This window comes from Streptomyces sp. S4.7 (assembly GCF_010384365.1).
GTDB lineage: Bacteria > Actinomycetota > Actinomycetes > Streptomycetales > Streptomycetaceae > Streptomyces.
The window spans coordinates 6,851,727-6,876,467 of sequence record NZ_CP048397.1 but is presented as its reverse complement, the minus strand read 5'-3'; the positions used below and the strand labels follow the sequence as shown (position 1 = coordinate 6,876,467).

Below are 24,741 nucleotides of genomic sequence, written 5' to 3'. Positions count from 1 at the left end.
GAGAGCGTGTCGCCGCCCCACGGCCGGATGTCGTTCACGGGTGTCAGCCCGAACCGGAATTGGATCACCCGCAGAGTCTCCCAGATCAGGTCATTTCCTCAACAGGCCGTCATAGCATGGGCCTTGGGGAACGGCGACGGATCGCGCGCCGTCGTTGATCGGGAGGATCAGGGGGCGTCATCAAGGACCGCATCGCAGCCGTGTTCGGGGTCGCACAAGGCAGCGGCTATCTGCTCTCCACGCGCCTGGTCCTCACCGCGCGGCATCTGCTGGGCGAGGACGCGGAGACGACGGTCGTCGTACCGGGCGGACGGGGGCGGATCCGCTGCCGGACGCTGTGGGCCGGCGACGCGGAGGAGGGCGACGCGGCACTGCTGCGCGCGGACGAGGGCCTGGTGACGCACGGGCCCGGTGAAGCGTTCCCGCCCAACCGGTTCGGACGCATCGACGGTCTCACCCCACTGCTGGACTGCTACGCCCTCGGATATCCCCGGGTGCAGCGGTACGAGGGCCAGAAGCCGGACATGGAACAGTTCCTCGGCACGATCAAGCCGGGTTCGGGAAGCATGCGCGGCGAGTACGTCGTCGAGGGGACGGGCACTCCCCCGGCCGTACGGGAGGACGGCGAGTCGCCATGGGCCGGGATGTCCGGGGCGCCGGTCTTCTCCGGCAGACACCTCATCGGCGTCGTCACCAAGGACTCGGCCGGCTGGCAGCACAGCCGACTCAACGCGGTGTCCCTGCTCAAGCTGTCCAACGTGAGCGCCTTCGCCAACGCGTACCGGGTCAGCCTTGCCGCGCCCCTGCGCTTCACCGCGCTGCGCCAGACGCCGGACAACTCGGCCGAGTTCGAGGACCGGTACCGGACCTACATCGCCGAGACGTTCGGCGAACTCAGCATCTTCGGACTTGACTTCAGCCGGTCCGAGCATGCGCAGTGGCCGCTCGACTCCGCCTATCTCAGTCTCGAACTCGTCCACGACCACGGAGAGGCCGGGGAGAGCGGGGCCCCCGAGCGCGGCCGGGTCGAAACCGCGCTGCGCGACCGGCGGCGCGTGCTTCTGCGCGGCGCGGCCGGTTCCGGCAAGACCACGCTCGTGCAGTGGCTCGCCGTGAACGCCGCGCGGGATTCCTTCGGTGGGCAACTCGCCCACCTCGGTGGACGTGTCCCCGTCGTCCTGCCGCTGCGCACCCTGGTGCGCGGTGCGGCGCTGCCCACGCCGGCGGAATTCCTCAGCGCGGCGGGGCATCCGCTGAGCCCGCCCGCCGGATGGATGGACGCGGTCCTCGTGGAGGGGCGCGGACTCCTTCTCGTGGACGGCGTGGACGAGATGCCGGAGGCGGACCGTACCCGGACGAAGGAGTGGCTGCTCAAGCTACTCGCCGCCTATCCGCTTACGGCCGTGGTGGTGACCACCCGGCCGACGGCGGTGGACGACGGGTGGCTGAGCCGCAAGGACTTCGCCGAGTTCCTTGCTGCCGATGAACCAGCGGGACGTCACCGCCTTCGTACGGCGCTGGCACAACGCGGCGCGTTCGATCACCCCGCGTGCCGCCGAGCGGGCCGAACTCGATCTCTACGAAGCACAGTTGATGTCCGCGCTGCCCCGAAAACAGGACCTCGCGCGGCTCGCCACCAACCCCCTCATGTGCGCGATGATCTGTGCCCTGCACCGCGACCGGCGGGGCTTCCTTCCGGACAGCAGGATGAAGCTGTACGGCGCGGCGCTGACGATGCTGCTGGTCCGGCGCGACCACGAACGGGCGATCGGGGCGCCGGAGGGTCTGACGCTCTCCGAAGAAGCACAGCAGAAAATCCTTCAGGAGATCGCCTACTGGATGATCCGCAACGAGATCGCGGAGGCGGAGCAGCGGGACGTGGTCGGGCTGATCTCCCGACTTCTGCCGGCCATGCCTCAGGTGGCGAATCCCGAGGACGCCCCACGGGTCTTCCGGTTCCTGCTGCACCGGAGCGGGGTCCTGCGCGCGCCCACCGCACGTACGGTGGACTTCATTCATCGGACGTTTCTCGACTATCTGGGGGCGCGGGCCGCTGTCGAGGCGCAGGACATCGGCCGCCGCGGCGACCGGCACTGGTCAGGAACTCCGGTTCGATGTCGGCGAGATCCAGATGGAGTTCGCCGTCGAGCTGCGGCACGACACCCGTGTCAAGGGCGGCGTGAAGGCCTGGGTGGTCTCCGCCGATGCCGACGCCGGCCGCGGGACCGCCCACACCCACAAGGTCGCCTTCACGCTCAAGCCCAAGAACGCCCGCACCGGCGGAGACTGGGAGATCGGCAACGACGGCCCCGAGGCGGACGTCTCCGCCTTCGGTACGGGCAGTTGAGCCGGGGCGCCTACGCGCCCCACCCCGCCTGCTCCCCGCCCACCCGCTCCGCCACGATCCTCTTGCCGTAGCCCGACGCGTGGTACGCCGCCACCGGGTCCGCGTCCGCGCCCAGTTCGGCGCGGACCTCGGCGACCAGGGGGCGTACGTCCGTGTTGTAGGCGTCCATCAGGGCCGCGTTCGCCGCCAGGACGTCGCCGTCCCGCTGGGCGGCCGCCAGGGCCTCCGCGTCCACCAACAGCGCCTTGGCCGTGGCCTCCTGAACGTTCATCACCGAGCGGATGACGGCGGGGACCTTCTCCTCGATGTTGTGGCACTGGTCGAGCATGAAGGCGATGTCCGGTGCGAAGCCGCCGCCCCGGATCACCTCGTACATGATCCGGAACAGCTGGAACGGGTCGGCCGCGCCGGCCATCAGGTCGTCGTCGGCGTAGAAGCGGGAGTTGAAGTCGAAGCCGCCGAGCTTCCCCTCCCTCAGCAGGATCGCGACGATGAACTCGATGTTCGTGCCGGGAGCGTGGTGACCGGTGTCCACGACGACCCGGGCCTTCTCGCCGAGGCGCAGACAGTGCGCGTATGCCGTTCCCCAGTCGGGGACGTCGGTGGCGTAGAAGGCGGGCTCGAAGAGTTTGTACTCCAGCAGCATCCGCTGGTCGTCGCCGAGCCGTTCGTACACGGCCGCCAGCGCCTCGGAGAGACGGTCCTGGCGGGCCCGGATGTCGTCCTGGCCGGGGTAGTTGGTGCCGTCGGAGAACCAGAGCTTGAGGTCCCGTGATCCCGTCGCGTCCATGATGTCGACGCACTCCATGAGGTGCCCGAGTGCCTTGCGGCGCACCGCCGCGTCCGGGTGGCAGACGCTGCCGAGTTTGTAGTCGTCGTCCTGGAACACATTGGCGTTGACGGTGCCGAGCCGCACGCCGCGCTCGCGGGCGTACGCGGCGAGGGCGTCGTAGTCGTCGACCCTGTCCCAGGGGATGTGGAGCGCGACGGAGGGCGCGACACCGGTGTGGGCGTGTACGCGGGCCGCGTCGTCCAGTTTCTCCTCGGGTGTACGGGGGACGCCGGGCCGGGCGAAGACCTTGAACCGGGTACCGCTGTTGCCGTACGCCCAGGACGGCGTCTCGACGGCCTGGGTCGCGAGGGCCGCCCGCACGGCGGAGATGTCGGATCGGCTCGTCATCTCTCAACGCTCCATTCGGCAGACCATGAATCGATTCATCAAGGCCGATGATGAGCTGGGGCAACCAGCCTGTCAAGGCCCTGACTCGTCCACAGCGGGGGCACCGCCTCTTCACACGGAAAAGGCGAGGGTTTCCGGTGCACGCCCATTGACGCGAACCGCTCCGCCCGTCTAGCTTCCGGAAAAGTTGAATCCTTTCATGAGTGAGAGTCGCCGACACCACCGAACACCCAGCCCCGCCGAGGAGCCCGCCATGGAAAAGCCCGACAAGGGCCCGGCCCCTGTCCTGGCGTTGAGGGGAGTCTCCAAATCCTTCGGAGCCGTACGGGCCCTGCACGACGTCTCGCTGGATCTGCGACCCGGTGAGATCCACGCCCTCGCCGGCGAGAACGGTGCGGGCAAGTCCACCCTCATCAAGACCCTCGCCGGAGTCCACCGCCCCGACGAGGGAGACATCGTGCTCGCCGGCGCGCCCGTCGTCTTCCACGGCCCCGCCGACGCACGGGACGCCGGGATCGCCGTCATTTACCAGGAGCCGACGCTCTTTCCCGATCTCTCCATCGCCGAGAACATCTTCATGGGCCGCCAGCCCCGGCGCTCCGCCGGGCGCATCGACCGCAGGGCCGTACACCGCGCGACGGCCGAACTGATGAGCAGACTGGGCGTCGCACTCGCCCCGCAGCGCCCCGCGCGCGGGCTGTCCATCGCGGACCAGCAGATCGTGGAGGTCGCGAAGGCGCTCTCCTTCGACGCGCGCGTCCTGATCATGGACGAGCCCACGGCCGCGCTCACCGGCGGCGAGACCGCCCGGCTGTTCTCCGTCGTGCGGACGTTGCGGGCCGAGGGCGCCGCGGTGCTGTTCATCTCGCACCGGCTGGAGGAGATCTTCGGCCTCTGCTCGCACGTCACCACACTGCGCGACGGCCGCCACGTCGCCTCCGAACCGCTCGACGGGCTCACCGAGGACGATCTCGTGCGCCGGATGGTCGGCCGCGATCTGGACGACCTGTATCCCAAGCAGACGGGCGAACCCGGTTCGACGGCGCTGTCCGTGAGCCGGCTGACCCGCGAAGGAGTCTTCAGGGACGTCTCGTTCGAGGTACGACGGGGTGAGATCGTCGCCCTGGCCGGGCTGGTGGGCGCGGGGCGCAGCGAGGTCGCGCAGGCCGTGTTCGGTGTGGACCGCGCGGACGCGGGCGAGGTGAGGGTCGACGGGCGTGTCCTGCCCGCCGGTTCACCGACCGCCGCGATGGACGCCGGGCTCGCGCTCGTCCCCGAGGACCGGCGGCTGCGCGGACTGGTCATGGAGATGTCCATCGAGCGGAACATCGGTCTGACCGGACTGCGCGGTGTGCGCCGCCGCGGACTGGTCAGCCGGGCGCTCGAACACGGGCGCGCCGCCGACTGGGCGGTGAAGCTCCAGCTCAAGTACGGCAAGCTGACCGATCCGGTGTCCGTCCTGTCCGGCGGCAACCAGCAGAAGGTCGTCCTCGCGAAGTGGCTGGCGACCGATCCGGCCGTGCTCATCGTCGACGAGCCCACCCGCGGCATCGACGTCGGTACGAAGGCCGAGGTCCACCGGCTGCTCTCGTCCCTGGCCGCGGACGGACTCGCCGTCCTGATGGTCTCGTCCGATCTCCCCGAGGTGCTGCGCATGGCCGACCGGATCCTCGTGATGCACGAGGGACGGCTCACCGCCGAGATACCCCGCGAGCGGGCGACGGAGGAGACCGTGATGGCGGCGGCCACCGGCCGTACGCCGGGCACGCCGACCGACTCCGGCGACGCGCCCACCGGCCCCGCGGGCGGCGCGGCGACGGAACGTACGGCCTCCGACAGCGCGGCGACCGGAGGCACGGCGGCAAAGGAGCCGACCCCATGACCACCACGCTCGACAAGCCCGCCCCCGAGGCCGCGGCCGAGGAAGGCCGGTCGGTCCGGTCGCTCGTCGACGCCGTCTTCCGCGCCCGGGAGATCGCGATCGGCGGGGCACTCGCGCTGCTCGTCCTCGGCACCTGGATCGCCAACCCCGGCTTCCTCGACGACCAGGGCATCAAGGACCTGCTGCTCAACTCCTCGATCCTGGTACTGCTCGCCGTCGGTCAGTCCGTCGTCGTGATCACCCGCAACATCGACCTGTCGGTCGGCTCCGTCGTGGGTCTCACCGCCTTCGCCTGCGGCCACTTCGTCTCCGGCACCGACCACAGCGCGCCGACGGTCGTCCTGCTGGGCATCGCGCTCGGCACCGTCTGCGGACTCGTCAGCGGCGCGCTCGTCAGCTTCGGCCGGGTGCCCGCGCTCGTCGTGACGCTCGGCATGCTCTACATCATCCAGGGCATCGACCACGCGTGGGCGCACGGCGAGCAGATCAACGCCGTCAACGTCCCCGACGGGGTGCTCGCCCTCGGCTCGGGCAGCGTCCTCGGCATTCCCTATCTGCCGCTGATCTCGGCCGCCGTACTCGCCGCGACCGGCTACTTCCTGCGCACGTACCGCAGCGGTCGTGAGCTGTACGCGATCGGGTCGAGCCCGGACGCCGCACGGCTGGCGGGGATTCCCGTACGGCGCCGGATCCTGGCCGCGTACGCGTTCTCCGGCGCGATCGCGGGGTTCGCCGGTGCCCTGTGGCTGGCCCGCTTCGGCACCGTCGTCGCGGACGCGGCCAACGGCTGGGAGCTGACCGTCGTCAGCGCCGTCGTCGTCGGCGGCGTCGCCATCACGGGCGGCACGGGCAGCGTATGGGGCGCGGCGCTCGGCGCGCTGCTGCTCACCACCATCGGCAGCGCACTGGTCGTCCTCAAGGTCGACTCGTTCTGGCAGCAGGCCATCACCGGCGTACTGCTGCTCGCGGCCATCACCACCGACCGCGTCTTGCAGGTGCGTACCACCAGCGCGCTCAGGAAGAGGAGCCGGCGATGACCGCACTCACGAAGTATCTGCGCTGGGACACGGCCGTCGGCATCCTGCTGGTCGCGGTCTTCCTCGCCGGCAGCGGCACGACGGAGGGGTTCGCCAACACGGACAACCTCTCGGCCGCGCTCGGTGACGTCTCGGAGATCGCGCTGATCGCGCTGCCGATGACCCTGCTGGTGGTCGCCGGGCAGGTCGATCTCTCCGTCGCCTCGATGCTGGGGCTGTCCAGCGCGCTCGCCGGTTCGCTCTGGCAGGCGGGCTTCGCGTTCGAACTGATCGTGCCCCTCTGCCTGTTGGCGGGCGCGGTCGGCGGGTTGCTGAACGGCTGGCTCGTCACCCGGGTCGGGCTGCCCTCGCTGGCCGTCACCATCGGCACGCTCACGCTCTACCGCGGGCTGGCGTCCGTCATCCTCGGCGACGAGGCGGTGGCCGACTTCCCGGAGACGTACGCCCGGTACGCGGCCTACACGCAGACGGTGCCCGGCACGTTCATCCCGTACCCGGTCGCGCTGTTCGCCGTGCTCGCCGTCGGTACGGCGATCGCCCTGCACTGCACGGGCTTCGGCCGTTCGCTGTTCGCGATCGGCGCCCAGGAGGACGCCGCGTGGTTCGCGGGCATCCGCGTCAAGCGCCTCAAGCTGGTGCTGTTCGTGGTGTCGGGTCTCGTCGCGTCGTTCGCCGGGATCGTCTACACCCTGCGCTACGGCAGCGCGCGCGCCGACAACGGGCTGGGTCTCGAACTGGTCGTCATCGCCTCGGTGCTGCTCGGCGGCGTCGACTTCGACGGCGGCAAGGGCACGCTCGGCGGCGCCGTCGCCGGTGTGCTGCTGATCGGGCTCCTCACGAATCTGCTGACCCTCAACGACATCTCCAACGAGATCCAGGTGATCGTCACCGGCCTGCTGCTCGTCGCGTCCGTTCTGACGCCCCGGATCCTCGCCGTGCTCGCGGAGCGCCGGCACCGGCGCAAGGCGGCCGAGGAATCCGTTCCTGTCTCCGCAGCGATCTGACCTCCCCGTTCCGACCCTCCCGAAAGGCACCCACCGTGACACCCACCACGCTGTCGCAGCCACGCACCCGGCGCCGCGCCGTCGCCGCGTCCGCCGCGCTCTGTGCCCTGACGCTCGCCGTGACCGGCTGCTCGGGCACCACCAAGGACTCCGTCAAGGACGACGGCCCGGCCAAGGCGTCCGACGCCAAGGCGAATCCGGACGCCCCGCTCAAGAAGGGCCTGAAGATCGCCTTCCTGCCCAAGCAGATCAACAATCCGTACGAGAAGATCGTCGACGACGCGGGCATCGCTGCGGCCGCGGACATCGGCTCCACCGGCAAGGAGGTCGGCCCGTCCACCGCGAACGCCTCCTCGCAGGTGTCGTACATCAACACGCTCATCCAGCAGAAGCAGGACGCGATCCTGATCGCGGCGAACGACCCCAACGCGGTGTGCGGCCCGCTCAAGCAGGCCATGAAGCAGAACATCAAGGTCGTCGCGTACGACTCCGACACCGCGAAGGACTGCCGTCAGCTCTTCATCAACCAGGCCAGCTCCGAGGAGATCGGCCGCAGCCAGGTCCGCAACATCGCCGAGCAGCTCGGCAACAAGGGCGAGATCGCGATCCTGTCGGCGACGCAGAACGCGACGAACCAGAACACCTGGATCAAGTTCATGAAGGACGAGCTGACGAAGCCCGCCTACAAGGACATGAAACTGGTCAAGGTCGCGTACGGGGACGACGACGACCAGAAGTCGTTCCAGGAGACGCAGGGCCTGCTCAAGGCGTACCCGAACCTGAAGGGCATCATCTCGCCGACGACGGTCGGTATCGCGGCCGCGGCGCGCTACATCGGCGACTCCTCCTACAAGGGGAAGGTCGTCCTCAACGGCCTCGGTACGCCCAACCAGATGCGCAAGTACATCGAGAACGGCACGCTCGAACAGTTCTCGCTGTGGAACCCGAAGGAGCTGGGCTACCTCGGTACGTACGCGGCGGCGGCCCTGGCGTCCGGGCAGATCACCGGGGCCGAGGGCGAGAAGTTCAAGGCCGGCGACCTGGGCGAGTACACGGTCGGCAAGGACGGCGAGATCATCCTCGGCCCGCCGACGGTCTTCGACGAGAAGAACATCGGCAACTTCGACTTCTGAGGTCCCCGTGGAGCGTGTGTGCTTCGTACTGAAGGTCAGACAGGAGCGGCTGGCCGAGTACCGCGAGCGTCACCGGGCCGTCTGGCCCGAGATGCTCGCGGCGCTCGGCGCCGCCGGCTGGCGCGACTACTCGCTCTTCCTGCGCGACGACGGGCTGCTGGTCGGCTACCTGGAGACCGAGGACTTCGCAGCGGCCCGCGCCGCGATGGCGGCGACGGAGGTCAACGCCCGCTGGCAGGCGCAGATGGCGCCGTACTTCGAATCGCTGAACGGCGCGGGACCGGACGACGCGATGGCGCCGCTCACCGAGATCTTCCATCTCGACTGAGGCAGGCGATCACCGCACGACACAGCCAGGAGAGAGTGAGGGCAGCGCCCATGAACGCACCGACCACGCCTCGCCGTACCCGGATCGGCCTCGTCTCCGGCGGACTCGGCGCGTACTGGCCCCAGTTCCCCGACCTCCTTCCCCAACTGAGACGATACGCGCGGCGGGTGACGGACCGTCTGGCGCAGTCCGACGCCGAGGTCGTGGACGTCGGATTCATCTCCGACGCCGAGGAGGGGGCGGCGGCGGCCGAGAAGCTGCGCGCCGCCGACTGCGATCTGATCGTCGGCTTCCTCACCACCTATATGACGGCGACCATGCTGGTGCCCGTCGCCCAGCGCAGCGGCGCGCCGGTGCTGCTCATCAATCTCCAGCCGACCGAGGCGATGGACCACGCGACGTTCGGCACCGGCGAGTGGCTGGCGTACTGCGGCGCCTGTCCCCTGCCGGAGATGGCGAACGCCTTCGAACGGGTCGGGGTGCCCTTCCGCTCGGTCTCCGGGTATCTGGAGGACGAGCGGGCGTGGGAGCGGATCGGCCGGTGGATCAGGGCGGCCGGGGTGCGCGGGATGCTGCGTACGGGCCGGCACGGTCTGATGGGCCATCTGTATCCCGGCATGTACGACGTGTCGACCGACCTGACGATGGTGCCGGCGAATCTCGGCGGCCATGTGGAGGTCCTGGAGTTCGACGATCTGCGTGTACGCGCCATGAAGGCCGACGACGCGGCGGTGGAGGCGAAGCTGGCGCAGACGCGTGCCGCGTTCGAGATCGCGGACTCCGTGGTCGAGGAGGACCTGGTGTGGGCGGCCAGGGTGGCGGTCGGTCTCGACCGGCTGGTGGACGACTTCGGGCTGGACTCACTGGCGTACTACCACCGGGGCCTGGAGGGCGAGATCCACGAACGCCTGGGCGCGGGCATGATCCTCGGTTCCTCGCTGCTGACGGCGCGTGGCGTCCCCGCCTGCGGGGAGTACGAGCTGCGCACGTCACTCGCGATGCTGATCACGGACCGGCTGGGCGCGGGCGGCACCTTCACCGAACTCCAGGCGCTGAATTTCCGGGACGGCGTGGTCGAGATGGGCCACGACGGGCCGGCCAACCCGACCGTCTGCGCGCGCCGCCCGGTGCTGCGCGGTCTCGGGGTGTACCACGGCAAGCGTGGCTGGGGCGTGTCCGTCGAGTGCGACGTACGGCGGGGGCCGGTGACGCTGGTGGGACTCGGCCAGTCCAGGGACGGTCGCTACAGGCTGGTCGCCGCGGTGGGTAAAGTGGTCGATGGCCCGCTGCTGGAAATCGGCAACACCACCTCGCGTGTCGACTTCGGCCGCGATCCGGGCGAGTGGACCGACGCGTGGAGTGCGAGCGGAGTGGGGCACCACTGGGCGCTCGCCACCGGCGACATCATTCCGGAGCTGCGCGCATTGGGCGGTCTGAGCGGTCTGGAGCTGGTGGAGGTCACTGACTGATGGCGCAATCGGTGGGTATCAAGGACGTCGCCCGGGTGGCGGGCGTGTCCGTCGGCACGGTGTCCAACGTGATCAACCGGCCGGACTCGGTGGCCGAGGAGACACGGGCGAGAGTGCTGTCCACCATCGAGCGGCTGGGCTATGTACGGAGCGAGTCGGCCCGCCATCTGCGCGCGGGCCGCAGCCGCATCATCGCGCTGCTGGTGCTCGACATGGCCAACCCGTTCTTCGTGGACGTCGCCACCGGCGCCGAGCGGGTGGCGCGGGGGTCCGGGCTCGGGGTGATGCTCTGCAACAGCGCGCAGAGCAGCAGCGAGGAGGCCGAGTATCTGGGGCTCTTCAGCGAGCAGCGGGTGCGTGGCGTGCTGATCACTCCGACCGACGAGACCGGCCGCAATCTGGAGAGCTTCCGGCGCCAGGACATCCCGTTCGTCTTCGTGGACCGGGTGGTGTCGAGCGACGAGGGCTGTTCGGTGTCCGTCGACGATGTCACCGGCGGGGCGCTGGCGATGCGCCATCTCCTCGCCCAGGGGCACACCGACATCGCTTACGTGTGCGGGCCGCTACATCTCTCGCAGTGCCGTGACCGGCGGGCGGGCGCGCTGCTGGCGCTGGAGGAGGCCGGGCTGCCTGCCGACCGGCTGCGGGTGGTGGAGGCGGAGCGGCTGGACGTCCCGGCGGGGCGCGACTCGGGCGCGCGGCTGCTGGGGATGCACAGCCGGCCGAGCGCGGTGTTCTGCGCGAACGATCTGCTGGCCCTGGGGGTGCTCCAGTCGATGTACGGGGCGGGGATCGCCGTCCCGGACGAGATGGCGCTGGTGGGGTACGACGACATCGAGTTCGCGTCGGCCGCCGCGGTGCCGCTGACGTCGGTGCGCCAGCCGGCCTCGCAGATGGGGCGGCTCGCGGCCGAGCTGCTGATCGAGGAGACCGGGGAGTCGGCGGCCGACCACCGGCACAGGCGGATCGTGCTTCAGCCGGAGTTGGTGGTGCGGGAGTCGTCGATGCCGCGTGCCGGCGGCGGGCACCGGAGCTGACGCTCCGTCACCACGCTTCCAGGGCCTGTCGTTCGGATCAGGCCGGATCAGGGAGCGGGGTCTGGTGCGTGCGATCGCAGGGCGGAGGAGGGAGGCATGGCGGAGCCGTGCCGACCGACGACAACGCGGCGGGCGTGCGTGCCGGGGACCGCGAGCCCGGCAAGATCCGAACGACAGACCCTAGGGCCGCCGGGTGCGTCTCGGGCCCCGTGTCGTGTCCTCGATCGCCGCACGGGCTGCGACGTCCGTCCGGCGATCGAGGACGACCGGTCCCCTCCCGGTCAGCCGCGGGCCACGAAGTCCCACGCGCCGTGGTCCGCGCGATACACCTGGAAGCCGGGCTCCGTACGGACGTACGTGGCGCCCTTCGGCGCCGTGACCTTGTCCTTCCGGTCGGCCGGCACATGGACCTCCGCGCTCGATCCGACCGGTACCTTCACCGTCAGCCGCAGGTCACGGCCGACCTTCGACCAGGCGACCGAGGCCGGTCCGCGCACCGTACGGATCGAGGTGCGCGCCCAGCTGACCCCGGTGCGGGCGTCCGGGCGGACGGTGAAGGTGCGGTAGCCGTCGTCGCCGGGGCGCAGACCGGCGACGTTCTCGTACAGCCACTGGGCGACGGTGCCCTGGAAGTAGTGGTCGCGCGAGCGGGAGTCGAGCTGCCACATCTCCCACATGGTGTCGGCGCCGTTGTCGAACCAGTAGCCCCAACTCGGGTAGGTGCGCTGGGTGGCGATGGCGTGCGCGATGTCCGGATGGCCGTGCGCCGACAGGACGCGCAGCAGCACGCTGGTGCCCAGCGCCCCGGTGTTGAGGTGGTCGCCGCGTTCCCTGATGTCCGCGACGAGGCTGTCCACGACGGACGCGCGGGCCCCGGCGGGGACGAGGCCGAAGGCGAGCGGGATCGCGTTGGACGTCTGCCGGTAGTCCGGATCCTTCGCCGTGCTGTAGTGCCCGGTGTCGTTCAGGAACTCCGCGTTCAGAGCGTCCTTGAGCCCCGCGGCTGCCGTGCGGTAGCGCCCGGCCACCTCGTCGTGGCCCAGCAGTTCACCCATCTCGGCGGTGTCCACCAGCGCGCGGTGCAGATAGGCGCTCGCCGTCAGCCGGGTGTCCTCGGGCGGGTTGCCGCCGTAGCGGGGCGGCAGATAGTCGCCGAGCGCCGTGATGGCCAGGCCGTCCACGAGACGGTCCAACTCCCAGTCCAGATACCGGGTCAGCACCGGCCAGTGCTGCCGGGCGACGCGGTCGTCGCCGTACACCCGGTACATCTCGCGCACCAGGAAGGGATAGACGGTGGTCCACTCGGGTGACGGACCGAGGTCGCCGTAACCCCAGCCGCCGCTCGGCACGATCACCGGCAGTTGCCCGTCCGCGTTCTGACTGTCCTTCAGGTCGTCCAGCCACTTGGCGAGGAAGCGGTGGACGCCGAAGCCGTACGCGAGGGTGGGCGCGCCGAGCTGCGCGTCGCCGGTCCAGCCGTTCTTCTCGTACATGGGGGTGTCGGTCGGGATGCCGTGCAGGTTGTTCACAAGGGTGCGGCGCATGGCCTTGTCGAGCGTCTCGTAGAAGGGCTCGGAGCAGGAGAACGCGCTGACCTCGTCGACCTTGGTGTGGACGGTCCGGCCGAGCACGTCGGCCGGCTCGGGCCGGGCGGGCAGGCCCTCGATCTGTACGTAGCGGAAGCCCTTGTACGAGAACGACGGCTCCCACACCTCGGGCTGCCCGCCGCCCGCGCAGATGTACTCGTCGCGCTGGAAGCGGCCGGGGACGTGTCCGGTCTCGGCGTGGACGCTGCCGTCGTCCTTGAGCTTCTCGCCGTGTATGAGTGAAATCGTCGTGCCCGCCGGCGCCTTGACGGTCAGCCGGGTCCAGCCGGCGGTGGTGCGGCCCATGTCGACCACGTGGACACCGGGGCGCAGTTCGCTGATCCCGGTGGGGGTGATGGTGTCGATGATCTCGATCGGGTCGTGCGGCTGGGCCCGCAGCGCGCCCTTCGGGGCCTGCTGGGCGCCGGGGGCGCGCCACGCGCGGTCGTCGAAGCCCGGTCGTGTCCAGCCGGTGGGGGCCAGGCGCGCGTCGTAGGTCTCCCCGGCGTAGAGGGAGTTGGTGAGGGTGGGCCCCTCGGTCATGCGCCAGTCGGTGTCGGAGACGACGGTGGTGCGGGAGCCGTCCGGGTGCTCGGCCTCCAGCCGGCAGAGCAGGCGGGGCTCGCCGTGCCACGGCGGCCGGTGCCAGTTCCAGACGTTGGGGGTGGTCATTGCGTAGAAGCCTCGGCCGAGGGTGACGCCGATGGCGTTGTCACCCCGGCGCAGGAGCGACGTCACGTCGTGCACGGCGTACATGACGGTCTCGTCGTAGTCGGTGAAGGCCGGGTCGAGCACCTGCTCCCCGACGGGCCTGCCGTTCAACTCGGCGACGTAGTAGGCGAGTCCGCTGATGTAGAGGCGGGCGCGGGTGACCGGCTTCCGTACGGCGAACTCACGGCGCAGCAGCGGCGCGGGGGCCTCGGGCCGCGAGATCGAGACACCGTCGCCCCAGGGGCCTTCGCCGTACGGGGCCAGGACGGTGGCGGCCGTCCAGCCGCTGTCGTCGAAGTCCGTTCGCTGCCAGCCCTGTTGTTCGCTCTTGGCGGTCAGCCAGTCGCCGGAGGTGACGAGATCGCGGGTCTGCCCGTCGGTGGTCTCCACGACGAGACGGACGAGGAATCCGCCCGGATTGACCGATGCGCCGCCGCGGTTGGTGGCGACGGCGGCGAGGACGACGTGCTGCCCGGCCGCCCTGACAGCCTCGGTGACGTCCGCGGTCCTGCCGGTGCGCCAGCCGTCCTGCTGCTGCGGGGCGTGCGCCACCTGCGCGCCGTCGAGGTGGAGCGTGAAGTCGTCGTCGGCGGTGGCGACGACGGTCGCGCGTGCGACGGCGGCTCCGGCGGGGAGATCGAGGCCTGCGCGGAACCACGCGGGTCCGGCGGGGGCGTCCCCGGTGGTCGCACCCTCGGACCAGATCCAGGAGGCGCCGTCGAAGCCGGGAGGCGCTGCGGCGGCGTCGGCGCCGATCCAGCGGGCGCCCCACTTCTCACCGCCGAGGGCGGTCTCCCACCAGCCGGCGGTGCTCCAGCGCGACACCTCGCCGTCGCCGTCCCAGACGCGCACCTGCCAGTGGCAGCGGGTACGGGGCGGCAGCGCGGGCCCGGCGTAGGGGACGGCGACGGTGCGCCCGGAGGTCACCTTGCCGGTGTCCCAGAGGAGTTGGCGGCCCTTGGCGAGGTCGCGCGGGTCGGTGGCGGCCCTGATCTGGTACGCGCTCTGCCGGGCGCCGTGGCCGTCGGCCGTCAGCTCCCAGGAGAGCAGCGGGGCGGGGTTGTCGGTGCCGAGGACGTGCTCCGCGTACTCCACCTTCGGGGCGACGACGCGCAAGCCGCCGACGGGGCGGTCGGTGCCCTTCGCGGGTGTGGCGGCCGAGGCCGCCGGGCCCGCGGCGAGCGAGACGATCCCGGCGCCCGCGCCCACCACGGAGGTGCCCAGGAGACCTCTGCGTGTCCAGCCCATGCCCATGCCCGCCCCTTTGATTGAATCGTTTCATGTCCCGTGTCAAGAATCGTAGAGCCGACCACGGAGGGCTCACAAGAGGCGCGCACGGGGCCGATGCGGGAGCCCGCGACAACATCAATTCTTGCTGTCATCAGAGAGAGTTTTGCGTCCGGAGCGAGATCGCCGGTCTCACCAAGTGTGGGCACGATCAACGCCGTTGACCCTGCCGGAGATCGACTCCGCGACCAACTTGCGGGTGTATAGCGGGAATTCGCTGCGTCACAGCACATGGGAATTCTGGCTGAACATTCATTTCTTGCGCATATTCATAGACTTTCTGCGGAGCCACTTCTACCCTTTTCGCGTCCGCAGAGTCCCCACGAGCCGCAAGGACGTATGTCTGTGACACCTCCCCCAAGACGCCGCCTGCTCCGCCGCGGTGTGTCCGCCTCACTCTCCGCCTCCCTGGCCTTCGCGACGGCGGTGGCCGGGACGGCCGCCGTCGTCGTCATGTCCGCCGCCCCGGCAGCCGTCGCCGCCGGGGTCCCCGCCCCCTCCCCCGTCGGCATCCCCGGCCGTGGTGCCACCGTGCCCTTCGTGGAGCACGAGGCCGAGTACGCGGCCACCAACGGCACCCTGATAGGCCCCAACCGGTTGTACGGATCGCACCCCTCGGAGGCATCCGGACGGCAGGCCGTGACGCTCGACGCGGTCGGTGAGTACGTGGAGTTCACCCTCACCAAGCCCGCCAACGCCATGACCTTCCGCTACTCGCTGCCCGACAACGCCGCGGGCACCGGGCGGGACGCCGGGATCGACGTGCGTGTCAACGGCAATCAGCTCAAGAACGTGCCGGTGACCTCCAAGTACGGCTGGTACTACGGCGGTTACCCGTTCAACAACAACCCGGGCGACACCAACCCCCACCACTTCTACGACGAGACGCGCACCATGTTCGGCTCGACCCTGGCGACCGGCACCAAGGTCCGTCTCCAGGTGTCCTCGACCGCGCAGTCACCGACGTTCACCCTCGACCTCGCCGACTTCGAGCTGGTGGACGCGCCGAAGGCGAAGCCCGCCGGCGCGCTGGACGTCGTGGCCGACTTCGGCGCCGACCCGTCCGGCGCCGCCGACTCGACCGCCACGTTCCAGGCGGCGGTGGCGGCCGGGCAGGCCCAGAACAGAACCGTCTACATCCCGCAGGGCGACTTCGAGATCCGCGACCACATCGTGGTCGACAAGGTGACGCTCGCCGGAGCCGGCCCCTGGTACAGCGTCCTGAAGGGCCGTCACCCCACCGACCGCAGCAAGGCGGTGGGCGTCTACGGCAAGTACGCGAACCAGGGCGGCAGCAGCGACGTCACCCTCAAGGACTTCGCCATCATCGGCGACATCCGTGAACGCGTGGACAACGACCAGGTCAACGCGATCGGCGGGGCGCTGTCCAACTCCGTCATCGACAACATCTGGATGCAGCACACCAAGTGCGGTGTCTGGGTCGACGGTCCGATGAACAACCTCACCATCAAGAACAGCCGCATCCTGGACCAGACGGCCGACGGCGTGAACTTCCACTACGGCGTCACGAACTCCACCGTCACCAACACCTTCGTCCGCAACACCGGTGACGACGGTCTGGCGATGTGGGCGGAGAACATCCCGAACGTCAACAACAAGTTCACCTTCAACACGGTGATCCTGCCGATCCTGGCGAACAACATCGTCACGTACGGCGGCAAGGACATCACCATCTCCGACAACGTCATGTCGGACACCATCACCAACGGCGGCGGCCTGCACATCGCCAACCGCTACCCAGGGGTCAACTCCGGTCAGGGCACGGCGGTCTCGGGCACCCACACCGCCGCGCGCAACACTCTGATCCGGGCCGGGAACAACGACTTCAACTGGCAGTTCGGCGTCGGCGCGGTGTGGTTCAGCGGGCTCAACGAACCGATCAACAACGCCACGATCAACATCACCGACACCGAGATACTCGACAGCTCGTACGCCGCGATCCATCTGATCGAGGGTGCGACGAACGGGCTGAACTTCAAGAACATCAGGATAGACGGCGCGGGTACCTACGCCCTCCAGATCCAGGCACCGGGCAAGGCCACGTTCGAGAACGTCAAGGCCACCAACATCGCCCAGTCCAACAAGATCCACAACTGTGTGGGGGCCGGATTCCAGATCACCCAGGTCGGCAGCGGCAACTCCGGCTGGTACTCCAACCCGCCCGCCTGCACCGGCGTGTGGCCGGCGCCGCAGTGGACCAACGGCGGTGTGCCCGGCGGCCCGTCCGACCCCGGGGACCCGACGGACCCGCCCACCGACCCGCCGGGTGACGAGGGCAACCTCGCCGAGGGCCGTCCGGTCACCGCGACCGGCCAGGCGCAGACGTACGGCCCGGGCAACGCCGTCGACGGCAACGCCAACACCTACTGGGAGAGCACCAACAACGCCTTCCCGCAATCCATCACCGTGGATCTCGGCGCCGCCAAGAACGTCGACCGGCTGGTGCTGAAGCTACCGCCGGCCGCCGCCTGGCAGACCCGAACGCAGACACTCGGCGTCTCGGGCAGCACCGACAACTCGACCTACACCTCGCTCAAGGCCTCGGCGGGCGTCACCTTCAACCCGTCGGACGCCAACACCGCCACCGTCAACCTGCCGGGGACGCCGACCCGCTACGTACGCGTCACGGTCACCGCCAACACCGGCTGGCCGGCGGCGCAGCTCTCCGAACTGGAGGTCTACGCCGACTGATACGGCACGGGGGTGGTGCGCCGGCCGGACCCGGCGCACCACCCCGATCCGCTCACCCGCATCTCACACCGCGTAGGTGTCGAGCCGCCCGCACATCCCGAACCTCCCCCGCGCGTGCGGCAGTCGGGCATGGACCCGCGCCTTAGCGAGATGCGCGGCGTCCCCCTCGGTGAGCCGGTCGAGCTGCGCACCGGTCTGCCGCGCGGCCCGGGCCGCACCGGACTCCCAGCGCGCCCGCCAGTCCGCCAGCCTCGGCCCCACCAGCGCACCGGCCGCCCGGTGGAAGTCCAGCAACGGCTTCTCGTCGCCCGCGTCCCACGCCGCGCGCAGCGCCGCGAACCCCTCGACCGCCAGGTCCCGTCTGCGCCGGGCGAAAGCCGCCTGTCCGGCCTCGGTGCCGTCGGGGACACGGACGAGGCGCCCGTACGTCTCCGGGTCGCTCAGATGTTCCGGCGGCAGGGTCAGCACGGCGTCCCCGGCCTCGGGGAGTCCGTTGTTCTGCATCAGTACGACGATCCGCAGTCCGTCCTCGTTCACGAGCCGGTGGATCGTGCCCGGCGTGAACCACACCAGGGCTCCCGGCTCCAGCGGTGTGCTCTCGAACCCCTCGGCCGTGAGCGTCTGCACGGCGCCGCGACCCGCGGTCACGACATACCCTTCCGAGCAGGTCAGATGGAGGTGCGGGGTGCCGCCCCGGAGGCCGTCGGCCGCCTCCCAGTCGTACACGGTCAGGTGCGACACCGCGACCGCGCCGGGGAGTCCGGCGAACCCCGACACCGCGTCCGTGCTTGTGGATGAGCCTGTGCGGGACGTCGTCAACACTCCCCCTGGAACCAGCCGAGTATCCGAGTAAGCGCTTTCCACCCAGAACGTAGATCCGCTCCGTCCCCCTGTCAACGACAGGGGCGACGGGAACGTGGCATGGCGGCGACCTAACGTGTGGCATCCTCAACTCGGCCCGGAGCGGCACGCTTTCGCAACGACCGGAGCACGACGCGAGGAACCACCGCGATACCGGAGGCGTCCCCCCTAAGGTCGCGGCGAGTTGGGCGACCGGGCCGCGACTCGCGGTGCACGGTCACGGGGAACACCTGATTCAGGGGGAAACAGGGTTGGCACAGGTATCACCCAACACGGCGCAGGCGGACCCGCGGCAGAAGAAACTGGCAGGGGAACTGAGGCTCCTCGCTGCCGAGCCCGCCTTCGAACTGCGTCGTGCGGAACTCATCGATCTCGCCCATGACCTGGAGCAGCACACACGTCTCGACCGATGGGCCGACGTGGACCTGGTGCAGGCTTACGTACGTCCGGAGAGCCTGGCCCAACCGCCACCGGCCCCCCGCGCACCGCTCCGCTCACAGCTCCGGGTGGCGCTGGCGGCCAAGGCGGGCGCCGGGGTGATCGTGCGTGTGGTGCGTGAGGAGATCCGGCGACGACCCGTGCGGGAAGGCGCGTTGGACGTGCTGTGGGGCTTCGGTGGGCCGGGTGGCCGGGGAGGCGGGGACGCCGGGACCAGGACGGGGTTCAGGGCCGGGGCTCGGCCGACGAGCTCTCCCTGACGATCAGTTCGGGCGCCAGCAGCACGCGCTCCGGTGCGGAATCCGGGTCTTTGATACGGGCCATGAGGATCCGGGTGCAGGCCCGCCCGACCTCGCCCAGCGGCTGGCGGACGCTGCTGAGGCTCGGCGAGAGCAGACCGGCGGCGGGCGAGTCGTCGAAGCCGACGACCGCCACGTCACGCCCCGGGCTGAGCCCCGCGTCCCGCAGGGCGCGGTAGCAGCCGAGCGCGAGGGTGTCGCTCGCCGCCACCACGGCGGTTGCGCGGCCCACGACGCGGGCGACCGCGGTGCGGGCGGCGTCCACGTCGTCCAAGGACGACACCCGCAGATCGCGTATGGGCAGGTCGTGCCGGCGCATGGCCTCGCGCCAGCCGCCGGCCCGGTCGTCACCGACGCCCGAACCGCGCGGCCAGCCCAGGAAGGCGATCTTTCGGTGTCCGGCCGCCACCAGGTGGTCCACCGCGGCGGCGGTGCCGTGGGCACCGTCGACGTCCACCCAGTCACCGGTGTCCTTCGCCGACCACCGACCGAACGCGATGACACACGCGCGAGCGCCGGTGCCGTGCGCCCGGCGCCGGACAAGACCTCCGACGCCTGACCCCCCACCCGACCCACCGAGAGAGAAACCGCTGCCATGCCGCTGATGGACCTACCCCTGGAGGAACTGCGCGGCTACCTCCCCGACCGGGAGGAGCCGTCGGACTTCGACGCCTTCTGGGCCGACACGCTCGGCGAGGCGCGGACCCATGACCGGGCGCCCGTCTTCACCCCGTACGACGCCTGCCTGACCGAGGTGAACGTCTTCGACGTGAGCTTCCCGGGCTTCGGCGGCGACCCGGTGGCCGGCTGGCTGCTGGTCCCGGCCTCCGCCACCGGGCCGCTGCCGTGTGTGGTGGGCTTCCTCGGGTACGGCGGCGGGAACGGCTTCCCGTACGAGTGGCTGACCTGGCCCTCCGCCGGATACGCGCATCTGCTGATGGACACCCGCGGTCAGGGCGGCTCGCTCCAGCCCGGCGCGACGGGCGACCCGCACGGCAGCGGCGGCGCGTCGTCACCGGGCATGGTCACCCGGGGCATCGAGGACCCGGCCCACTACTACTACCGCCGGGTCTTCACCGACGCGGTCCGTGCCGTCGACGCCGCCCGAACCCATCCGTCGGTCGACCCGGCACGGATCGTCATCGCCGGCGGCGGCCAGGGCGGCGGCATCGCCCTGGCCGCGTCGGCACTGAGCTACGACGTGAGCGCGGCGCTGGTCAACCAGCCCTCGCTCTGCCACTACCGGCGAGCGCTCCAGGTGGTGGAGGGCAACGCGTACCGCGAGATCTGGACGTATCTGCGCACCCACCGGGAGTCGGCCGAGCGGGTGTTCAGCACGCTGTCGTACTTCGAGGGGGTCAACATCGCGGCCCGCGCAAGCGCCCCGGCGCTGTTCTCCGCTGCGCTGATGGACGACATCTGCCCACCGTCCACGGTGTTCGCCGCGTACAACCACTGGTCGGGGCCGAAGGACATCCGGGTCTGGCCGGGGAACCGCCACGAGGGCGGCGGCCACTTCCAGGACCTGGAGCAACTGCGCTTCCCGCGGACACCGAAGGGGCTCGGCGGGAGCTGAGCACGGCGGCCGGGCGGAAGGCGCGCGATGCGAAGGCGCCACTCGAAGGCGCGATTCAGCGCGAGTCGCCCTGCCAGTCCCAGCGTCCCGGATCGTCGGCGCGCGGCCCGTAGAGGGTGCGCCCGCCCGGCCCGTACGCACCTATCTCGGTGGGCAGTGTCGCTCCCTCGGCCAGCTCCTGATCCGTCCAGCCGGTGACGTCCAGGAGCAGCCCGTCGAGCGGACCCGCGCACAGCTCCCGGTAGCTGTGGCCGGCCCGCGGCCCGGGGTCCGGGTCCTCGTGGTCGGCGCCGTACACCCGGCGCCGCTTCAGTTCGTCCATGAACGCCAGCATCTCAGCCACCACTGACAGCCGGGCCCCGGGCGGGCGGAGCATCGGTCACGGACAGGCCGTCAGCGGCAGCAGCCGTCGTCCGAGGCGGCGACAGGGCGGGCATCGGTTACGGCGGCGCTCTTGCCCATCCGGTCGGCGTCGGCCTTCACCACGTACACCTCCCACGGCTCCTTGCCGGGGCCGTGGACCCACACCTTGTCCTGGACGGCGTAGCAGCAGGAGGTGTCGTTCTCCTCGAAGGTGGCGAGCCCGGCGTCCTTGAGGCGGGTGGTGGCGGCGGTGACTTCGTCGGTGGTGTCGACCTCGACGCCGAGGTGGTCGAGGCGGGTCTCCTGACCGGGCTCGCCCTCGATCAGCACGAGCTTGAGCGGCGGGGTGGTGATCGCGAAGTTCGCGTAGCCGGGGCGGCGCTTGGCGGGTTCGACGCCGAAGAGCTTGGAGTAGAAGGCGATCGAGCCTTCGAGGTCGGCGACGTTGAGGGCGAGCTGGGCACGGGGCATGACTGTCCTCCCGGTCTTCTTGTATCGATGACTGTCGATTCAAGCTTGCGTCTTGTTTCGACATCCGTCAACATAGAAGCATGTAGAAACAAGAGCTCGTCGTCCTCGGCCAGGGCGCCGACGAATGCTGCCCCGCCCTGCCGACCGCGCCGCTGGACGCCGGCCAGGCGGACGTACTGGCAAGGGTGTTCAAGGCCCTGGGCGACCCGGTCAGGCTGCGGCTGCTGTCGATGATCGCCTCGCGAGCGGATCGACTCCGAGCGGCGCGGGACCTGGGTGTACTACCGGCTACTGCCGGAGATGACCGACCGGCTCGCCGCGATCCTGACCCGGCCGGGCGGGCAGCCTCCGGCCGAGACCGCACCCGCACCCGCACCCGCCGAAAGCGCCTCGTGAGCGCGGAAGCCGGCGCGACCGGGCCGGTGGCCGGGCGGCTGTCGTTCCTGGACCGCTTCCTCGCCGTGTGGATCCCTGCTCGCGATGGCCGGGGGCCTCGGCCTCGGCCGCCTCGTCCCCGGTCCGGGGGACGCGCTCGCGAAGGTCACCGTCACCGGCGTCTCAGACCATGCTGCCCGAGCTGCGAAAGCTCCCGGCGGGCCAGGACGTGGTGCCGTTCCATGTGAGCCCGACACGCTGGTCGTTCGACGTCTACGACGTCGCGGCGCAGGAGATGAGCTCCAACTACGTCGAGGTCGTCGACGGCCGCGGCGACTACTGGTCGGTGCCGTTCCGGTACGTCTGGCCGGCCGAACTCGACCCGATGGCCCTGCTCGCCGGGATGCGGCTGCGCGAGAGGTGGGCGGGCTGGAAGGGCGAGCCCTTCACGAGCGAGAGCGACCGGCACGTCTCGGTGTGGGAGGAGCCCGCTCACTGACGGCACGTCATATCGCCCTTTCCGCAGGCGGGTTGGCGACCGGAAGGACACCGACGGCCCGTGTGGACGCTGTACGGAGGCGTCCGCCGTCACCGGTACCGTATGTGGATGATCTTGCGGCCTGAGCAGGGCCGGTATCGGTACGGTACGGAGGGGGACCCCATGCAGACGGCGGCCGAGGACGAGGTCCACGACGAGTTCTTCCCGTTCGTCACCGGCCCGCAGGACGGCAGCCGCTGGCAGGCACCCACCGACCTGGAGCAGCATCTCCACAAGCTGGCCGGGACCGGCAACGTGTACGCGTATCTGCGTGCCGTCGCCATCGAGGGCGTGTACTACCCGGTCAGGCTCGACGAGGCACTGGCCGCCCACGAGGGCACGTACCCGATGCTCACCAACGAGATCCCCGACGGCCGCACCGTGGCCCAGGTCTACACGGCGGGCCTGCTGCCGAGGCCGCACCCGTATCTCGTCTACGAGTACGCGACCCTGGGCGCGCTCGCGCACATACTCCCCGCCGGGGTGGACATCCTCGCGGTCAACGTGGCCACACCCTGCGAGCAGTACTTCCCCACCGACGACGAGGAGCGGGACGTCTGGCTCGACCTCCATCACGAGCTTTTCTCCTGCGACGAGTTGATGGACCGTGTGGTGACCCGGCGCACCGGCGCCCCACCGGCCGGCCCGCTGCTGCACGGCCTCGCCTGCGGCGCGCACCTGTGCTTCACGAACGGCGACGCGTGGAACACCACGCACTGGCACGGCATGGGCCACCAGGGTGAGCGGGAACGCGTCGCGGACTCGTGGGGCGTCCACGACCGCGCGGACTGGCTCGCGATCGAGGAGCGGCTGCTCGAACGCGAAGTCAGCCCGTGGTACTGGGACTTCGTCCTCGGCGCGCGTACGGCGCTGATCGCCGCGCGGGGCCCCCGCGTCGACGCCGAACAGTGGCGCGACTGTGTGGAGACCACACTGCGCGACCAGGCCGCCCGGACCGGAACGTCCACCGACGACGCCGAGTTCGACGACTTCGTGGCTCATCTCCGAGCCCTGGTGGGCAAGTTGCTCCGCTACGAGTCCCGCTTCCGTGCCGACGGGCTCCTGCCGCCCGACGGCGTCGTCCGGTCGGTCGCCGCGTGGGACATCGGCCGCGGCTCCAAGATGGCCCGCTGGGGCCGGGGCGCCCGGTACGCCACCGAGGCCGAGATGCACACGGCGCTCGAACGCGCGTCGGTGGCCGCGCGCGCGGCGTACGGCTCGTGGGAGGAGTTCTCCGCCGGCTATGTGCTGGGGCGGTGTCTCCACTTCGACGAGGAGGAGTTCGGCCCCTGGTACACGACCGTGCTCGACGCCCATCTCGCGCTGGCGACCACACCGGACAGTCCGTGGCGGACGGTTCCGTTCGACGCGGGGTGACGACGGTCGAGTACCGTTCGCGATATCGAACGAACCGGCCTCTTCGCCGTCCACCGAAGCGAACGGACCGGAGTGAACAGACCTGACGGTCGAAGGAGATCGCCCGATGTCCCCCAGCAGCCCGGTCCGAAGCGCGCTGGCCGCCAATCTCCGCCGGGAGAGGGGCCGGCGCGGCCTGTCGCTCTCCGAGCTGTCCCGGCTCTCCAGGATCGGCAAGGCGACCCTCTCGCAGTTGGAGTCGGCCACCGGCAATCCGACCATCGAGACGGTCTTCAGCCTCTCCCGCGCCTTGGAGGTGCCCATCTCCGACCTCCTGGACACCGGCCACGCTGAGGCGATGACCGTGGTGCGGGCGGCCGAGGTGGACGTACTGAGCGGCGAGGGCGTCGACCTGCGCCCGCTCCGGCGGATCGAGGCGGGCGGGGTCATCATGGAGGTGTACGACCAGCAGGTGCGCGGTGGCGCGCGGCAGCCGTCGCTCGGGCACGCCGGGACCGAGCACACCGTCGTGCAGAGCGGCACCCTCTCGGTCGAGGTGGACGGGCACGAGGTGGAACTGGGCCCCGGCGACTACGTCTCCTTCGACGCCTCACTCCCGCACCGTTACGCGGCGCACGACGGGCCGGTGCGATCGGTACTGCTGCTCCACTACCGGTCGGGGGGCGCCGCCCCGCACGAAGCGCCGGGAACGCCGCACCAGCCACGGCCCCGAGGGTGTCGTTGACACCTC

At 70.4% G+C, this 24,741-nt stretch carries 20 protein-coding genes and 3 pseudogenes; 17 read left to right on the top strand and 6 right to left on the bottom strand.

Going from position 1 to position 24,741, the window contains the following annotated elements; genetic code table 11:
* Positions 1 to 200: 200 nt before the first annotated feature.
* Positions 201 to 2,183, top strand: a complete 1,983-nt coding sequence (locus SSPS47_RS30510; protein ID WP_164253731.1) for an NACHT domain-containing protein — start codon at positions 201 to 203, stop codon at positions 2,181 to 2,183.
* A complete protein-coding gene (locus tag SSPS47_RS30505; RefSeq protein ID WP_203557964.1) occupies positions 2,132 to 2,347 on the top strand; it encodes a trypco2 family protein in 216 nt (71 codons plus the stop codon). Before SSPS47_RS30510 ends, SSPS47_RS30505 begins: the two co-directional genes overlap by 52 nt.
* Positions 2,348 to 2,357: 10 nt before the next feature.
* On the opposite strand, the gene rhaI is transcribed toward SSPS47_RS30505, so the two are convergent.
* A complete protein-coding gene (gene rhaI, locus SSPS47_RS30500) occupies positions 2,358 to 3,527 on the bottom strand; it encodes an L-rhamnose isomerase (protein WP_164253730.1) in 1,170 nt (389 codons plus the stop codon).
* Between the two features lie 253 nt (positions 3,528 to 3,780).
* Between rhaI and SSPS47_RS30495 the strand changes: the two genes are divergently transcribed.
* The 7 genes from SSPS47_RS30495 to SSPS47_RS30465 are packed head-to-tail and all read left to right on the top strand — an operon-like array spanning position 3,781 to position 11,417.
* A complete protein-coding gene (locus tag SSPS47_RS30495; protein WP_164253729.1) occupies positions 3,781 to 5,409 on the top strand; it encodes a sugar ABC transporter ATP-binding protein in 1,629 nt (542 codons plus the stop codon).
* Entirely contained in the window at positions 5,406 to 6,446 is a 1,041-nt protein-coding gene (locus SSPS47_RS30490; protein ID WP_164253728.1) for an ABC transporter permease, read from the top strand. Before SSPS47_RS30495 ends, SSPS47_RS30490 begins: the two co-directional genes overlap by 4 nt.
* Positions 6,443 to 7,450, top strand: coding sequence for an ABC transporter permease (locus SSPS47_RS30485; protein ID WP_147877742.1), 1,008 nt, complete (start codon positions 6,443 to 6,445; stop codon positions 7,448 to 7,450). The genes SSPS47_RS30490 and SSPS47_RS30485 overlap by 4 nt, the downstream gene beginning before the upstream one ends.
* Positions 7,451 to 7,485: 35 nt before the next feature.
* Positions 7,486 to 8,583 (top strand): rhamnose ABC transporter substrate-binding protein, encoded by a 1,098-nt coding sequence (gene rhaS, locus SSPS47_RS30480; RefSeq protein WP_239065117.1) that lies wholly within the window; start codon positions 7,486 to 7,488, stop codon positions 8,581 to 8,583.
* A 7-nt stretch (positions 8,584 to 8,590) separates the two neighbouring features.
* Complete coding sequence (locus tag SSPS47_RS30475) at positions 8,591 to 8,911, top strand: L-rhamnose mutarotase (protein WP_164253727.1); 321 nt, start codon at positions 8,591 to 8,593, stop codon at positions 8,909 to 8,911.
* 50 nt (positions 8,912 to 8,961) lie between these two features.
* Entirely contained in the window at positions 8,962 to 10,380 is a 1,419-nt protein-coding gene (locus SSPS47_RS30470; RefSeq protein WP_164253726.1) for an L-fucose/L-arabinose isomerase family protein, read from the top strand.
* On the top strand, positions 10,380 to 11,417 hold the full coding sequence (locus tag SSPS47_RS30465) for a LacI family DNA-binding transcriptional regulator (RefSeq protein ID WP_147877745.1): 1,038 nt from the start codon (positions 10,380 to 10,382) through the stop codon (positions 11,415 to 11,417). The genes SSPS47_RS30470 and SSPS47_RS30465 overlap by 1 nt, the downstream gene beginning before the upstream one ends.
* A gap of 281 nt (positions 11,418 to 11,698) precedes the next feature.
* Here SSPS47_RS30465 and SSPS47_RS30460 read toward each other — a convergent pair whose 3' ends face one another.
* Positions 11,699 to 14,962 carry a family 78 glycoside hydrolase catalytic domain gene (locus SSPS47_RS30460; protein ID WP_239065116.1) on the bottom strand — a complete coding sequence of 1,088 codons (3,264 nt, stop codon included), beginning with the start codon at positions 14,960 to 14,962 and terminating at the stop codon, positions 11,699 to 11,701.
* A 384-nt stretch (positions 14,963 to 15,346) separates the two neighbouring features.
* On the opposite strand from SSPS47_RS30460, the gene SSPS47_RS30455 reads away from it, so the two are divergent.
* Positions 15,347 to 17,713, top strand: a complete 2,367-nt coding sequence (locus tag SSPS47_RS30455; RefSeq protein WP_164253724.1) for a discoidin domain-containing protein — start codon at positions 15,347 to 15,349, stop codon at positions 17,711 to 17,713.
* A 63-nt stretch (positions 17,714 to 17,776) separates the two neighbouring features.
* On the opposite strand, the gene SSPS47_RS30450 is transcribed toward SSPS47_RS30455, so the two are convergent.
* The gene (locus tag SSPS47_RS30450; protein WP_164253723.1) at positions 17,777 to 18,490 is read right to left on the bottom strand and encodes a cupin; all 714 of its coding nucleotides are present in this window, start codon (positions 18,488 to 18,490) and stop codon (positions 17,777 to 17,779) included.
* A 335-nt stretch (positions 18,491 to 18,825) separates the two neighbouring features.
* On the opposite strand from SSPS47_RS30450, the gene SSPS47_RS30445 reads away from it, so the two are divergent.
* The gene (locus SSPS47_RS30445; RefSeq protein ID WP_164253722.1) at positions 18,826 to 19,272 is read left to right on the top strand and encodes a hypothetical protein; all 447 of its coding nucleotides are present in this window, start codon (positions 18,826 to 18,828) and stop codon (positions 19,270 to 19,272) included.
* Here SSPS47_RS30445 and SSPS47_RS30440 read toward each other — a convergent pair.
* Positions 19,238 to 19,810, bottom strand: a complete 573-nt coding sequence (locus SSPS47_RS30440) for a substrate-binding domain-containing protein (protein ID WP_275405197.1) — start codon at positions 19,808 to 19,810, stop codon at positions 19,238 to 19,240. The two genes, SSPS47_RS30445 and SSPS47_RS30440, sit on opposite strands and share 35 nt — an antisense overlap.
* 96 nt (positions 19,811 to 19,906) lie before the next feature.
* Between SSPS47_RS30440 and SSPS47_RS30435 the strand changes: the two genes are divergently transcribed.
* The gene (locus SSPS47_RS30435) at positions 19,907 to 20,887 is read left to right on the top strand and encodes an acetylxylan esterase (RefSeq protein WP_164253721.1); all 981 of its coding nucleotides are present in this window, start codon (positions 19,907 to 19,909) and stop codon (positions 20,885 to 20,887) included.
* 55 nt (positions 20,888 to 20,942) lie between these two features.
* On the opposite strand, the gene SSPS47_RS30430 is transcribed toward SSPS47_RS30435, so the two are convergent.
* On the bottom strand, positions 20,943 to 21,209 hold the full coding sequence (locus tag SSPS47_RS30430) for a hypothetical protein (protein ID WP_147877757.1): 267 nt from the start codon (positions 21,207 to 21,209) through the stop codon (positions 20,943 to 20,945).
* 71 nt (positions 21,210 to 21,280) lie between these two features.
* Positions 21,281 to 21,721, bottom strand: coding sequence for an ArsI/CadI family heavy metal resistance metalloenzyme (locus SSPS47_RS30425; protein ID WP_164253720.1), 441 nt, complete (start codon positions 21,719 to 21,721; stop codon positions 21,281 to 21,283).
* Positions 21,722 to 21,858: 137 nt separating this feature from the next.
* Between SSPS47_RS30425 and SSPS47_RS35725 the strand changes: the two are divergent.
* The 5 genes and pseudogenes from SSPS47_RS35725 to SSPS47_RS30405 all read left to right on the top strand — a co-directional run bounded on the left by SSPS47_RS35725 (position 21,859) and on the right by SSPS47_RS30405 (position 24,735).
* Positions 21,859 to 22,117, top strand: a pseudogene (locus SSPS47_RS35725) (hypothetical protein).
* Positions 22,114 to 22,282, top strand: a pseudogene (locus SSPS47_RS35720) (arsenical-resistance protein); the annotation flags it as partial. The pseudogenes SSPS47_RS35725 and SSPS47_RS35720, both read left to right, overlap by 4 nt.
* 7 nt (positions 22,283 to 22,289) lie before the next feature.
* A pseudogene (locus SSPS47_RS30415) lies at positions 22,290 to 22,595 on the top strand (SAM-dependent methyltransferase); the annotation flags it as partial.
* Positions 22,596 to 22,703: 108 nt separating this feature from the next.
* Complete coding sequence (locus SSPS47_RS30410; RefSeq protein ID WP_239065114.1) at positions 22,704 to 24,011, top strand: DUF1266 domain-containing protein; 1,308 nt, start codon at positions 22,704 to 22,706, stop codon at positions 24,009 to 24,011.
* 106 nt (positions 24,012 to 24,117) lie between these two features.
* Positions 24,118 to 24,735 carry a cupin domain-containing protein gene (locus SSPS47_RS30405; RefSeq protein ID WP_164253719.1) on the top strand — a complete coding sequence of 206 codons (618 nt, stop codon included), beginning with the start codon at positions 24,118 to 24,120 and terminating at the stop codon, positions 24,733 to 24,735.
* The last annotated feature ends 6 nt before the right edge of the window (positions 24,736 to 24,741 follow it).

Coding starts and splice junctions, on each gene's coding strand:
- SSPS47_RS30505 (WP_203557964.1), top strand. CDS start 2,132: ATGGAGTTCGCCGTCGAGCTGCGGCACGACACCCGTGTCAAGGGCGGC.
- rhaI (WP_164253730.1), bottom strand. CDS start 3,527: ATGACGAGCCGATCCGACATCTCCGCCGTGCGGGCGGCCCTCGCGACC.
- SSPS47_RS30495 (WP_164253729.1), top strand. CDS start 3,781: ATGGAAAAGCCCGACAAGGGCCCGGCCCCTGTCCTGGCGTTGAGGGGA.
- SSPS47_RS30490 (WP_164253728.1), top strand. CDS start 5,406: ATGACCACCACGCTCGACAAGCCCGCCCCCGAGGCCGCGGCCGAGGAA.
- SSPS47_RS30485 (WP_147877742.1), top strand. CDS start 6,443: ATGACCGCACTCACGAAGTATCTGCGCTGGGACACGGCCGTCGGCATC.
- SSPS47_RS30470 (WP_164253726.1), top strand. CDS start 8,962: ATGAACGCACCGACCACGCCTCGCCGTACCCGGATCGGCCTCGTCTCC.
- SSPS47_RS30465 (WP_147877745.1), top strand. CDS start 10,380: ATGGCGCAATCGGTGGGTATCAAGGACGTCGCCCGGGTGGCGGGCGTG.
- SSPS47_RS30460 (WP_239065116.1), bottom strand. CDS start 14,962: ATGGGCTGGACACGCAGAGGTCTCCTGGGCACCTCCGTGGTGGGCGCG.
- SSPS47_RS30435 (WP_164253721.1), top strand. CDS start 19,907: ATGCCGCTGATGGACCTACCCCTGGAGGAACTGCGCGGCTACCTCCCC.
- SSPS47_RS30430 (WP_147877757.1), bottom strand. CDS start 21,209: ATGGACGAACTGAAGCGGCGCCGGGTGTACGGCGCCGACCACGAGGAC.
- SSPS47_RS30425 (WP_164253720.1), bottom strand. CDS start 21,721: ATGCCCCGTGCCCAGCTCGCCCTCAACGTCGCCGACCTCGAAGGCTCG.
- SSPS47_RS30410 (WP_239065114.1), top strand. CDS start 22,704: ATGATCTTGCGGCCTGAGCAGGGCCGGTATCGGTACGGTACGGAGGGG.
- SSPS47_RS30405 (WP_164253719.1), top strand. CDS start 24,118: ATGTCCCCCAGCAGCCCGGTCCGAAGCGCGCTGGCCGCCAATCTCCGC.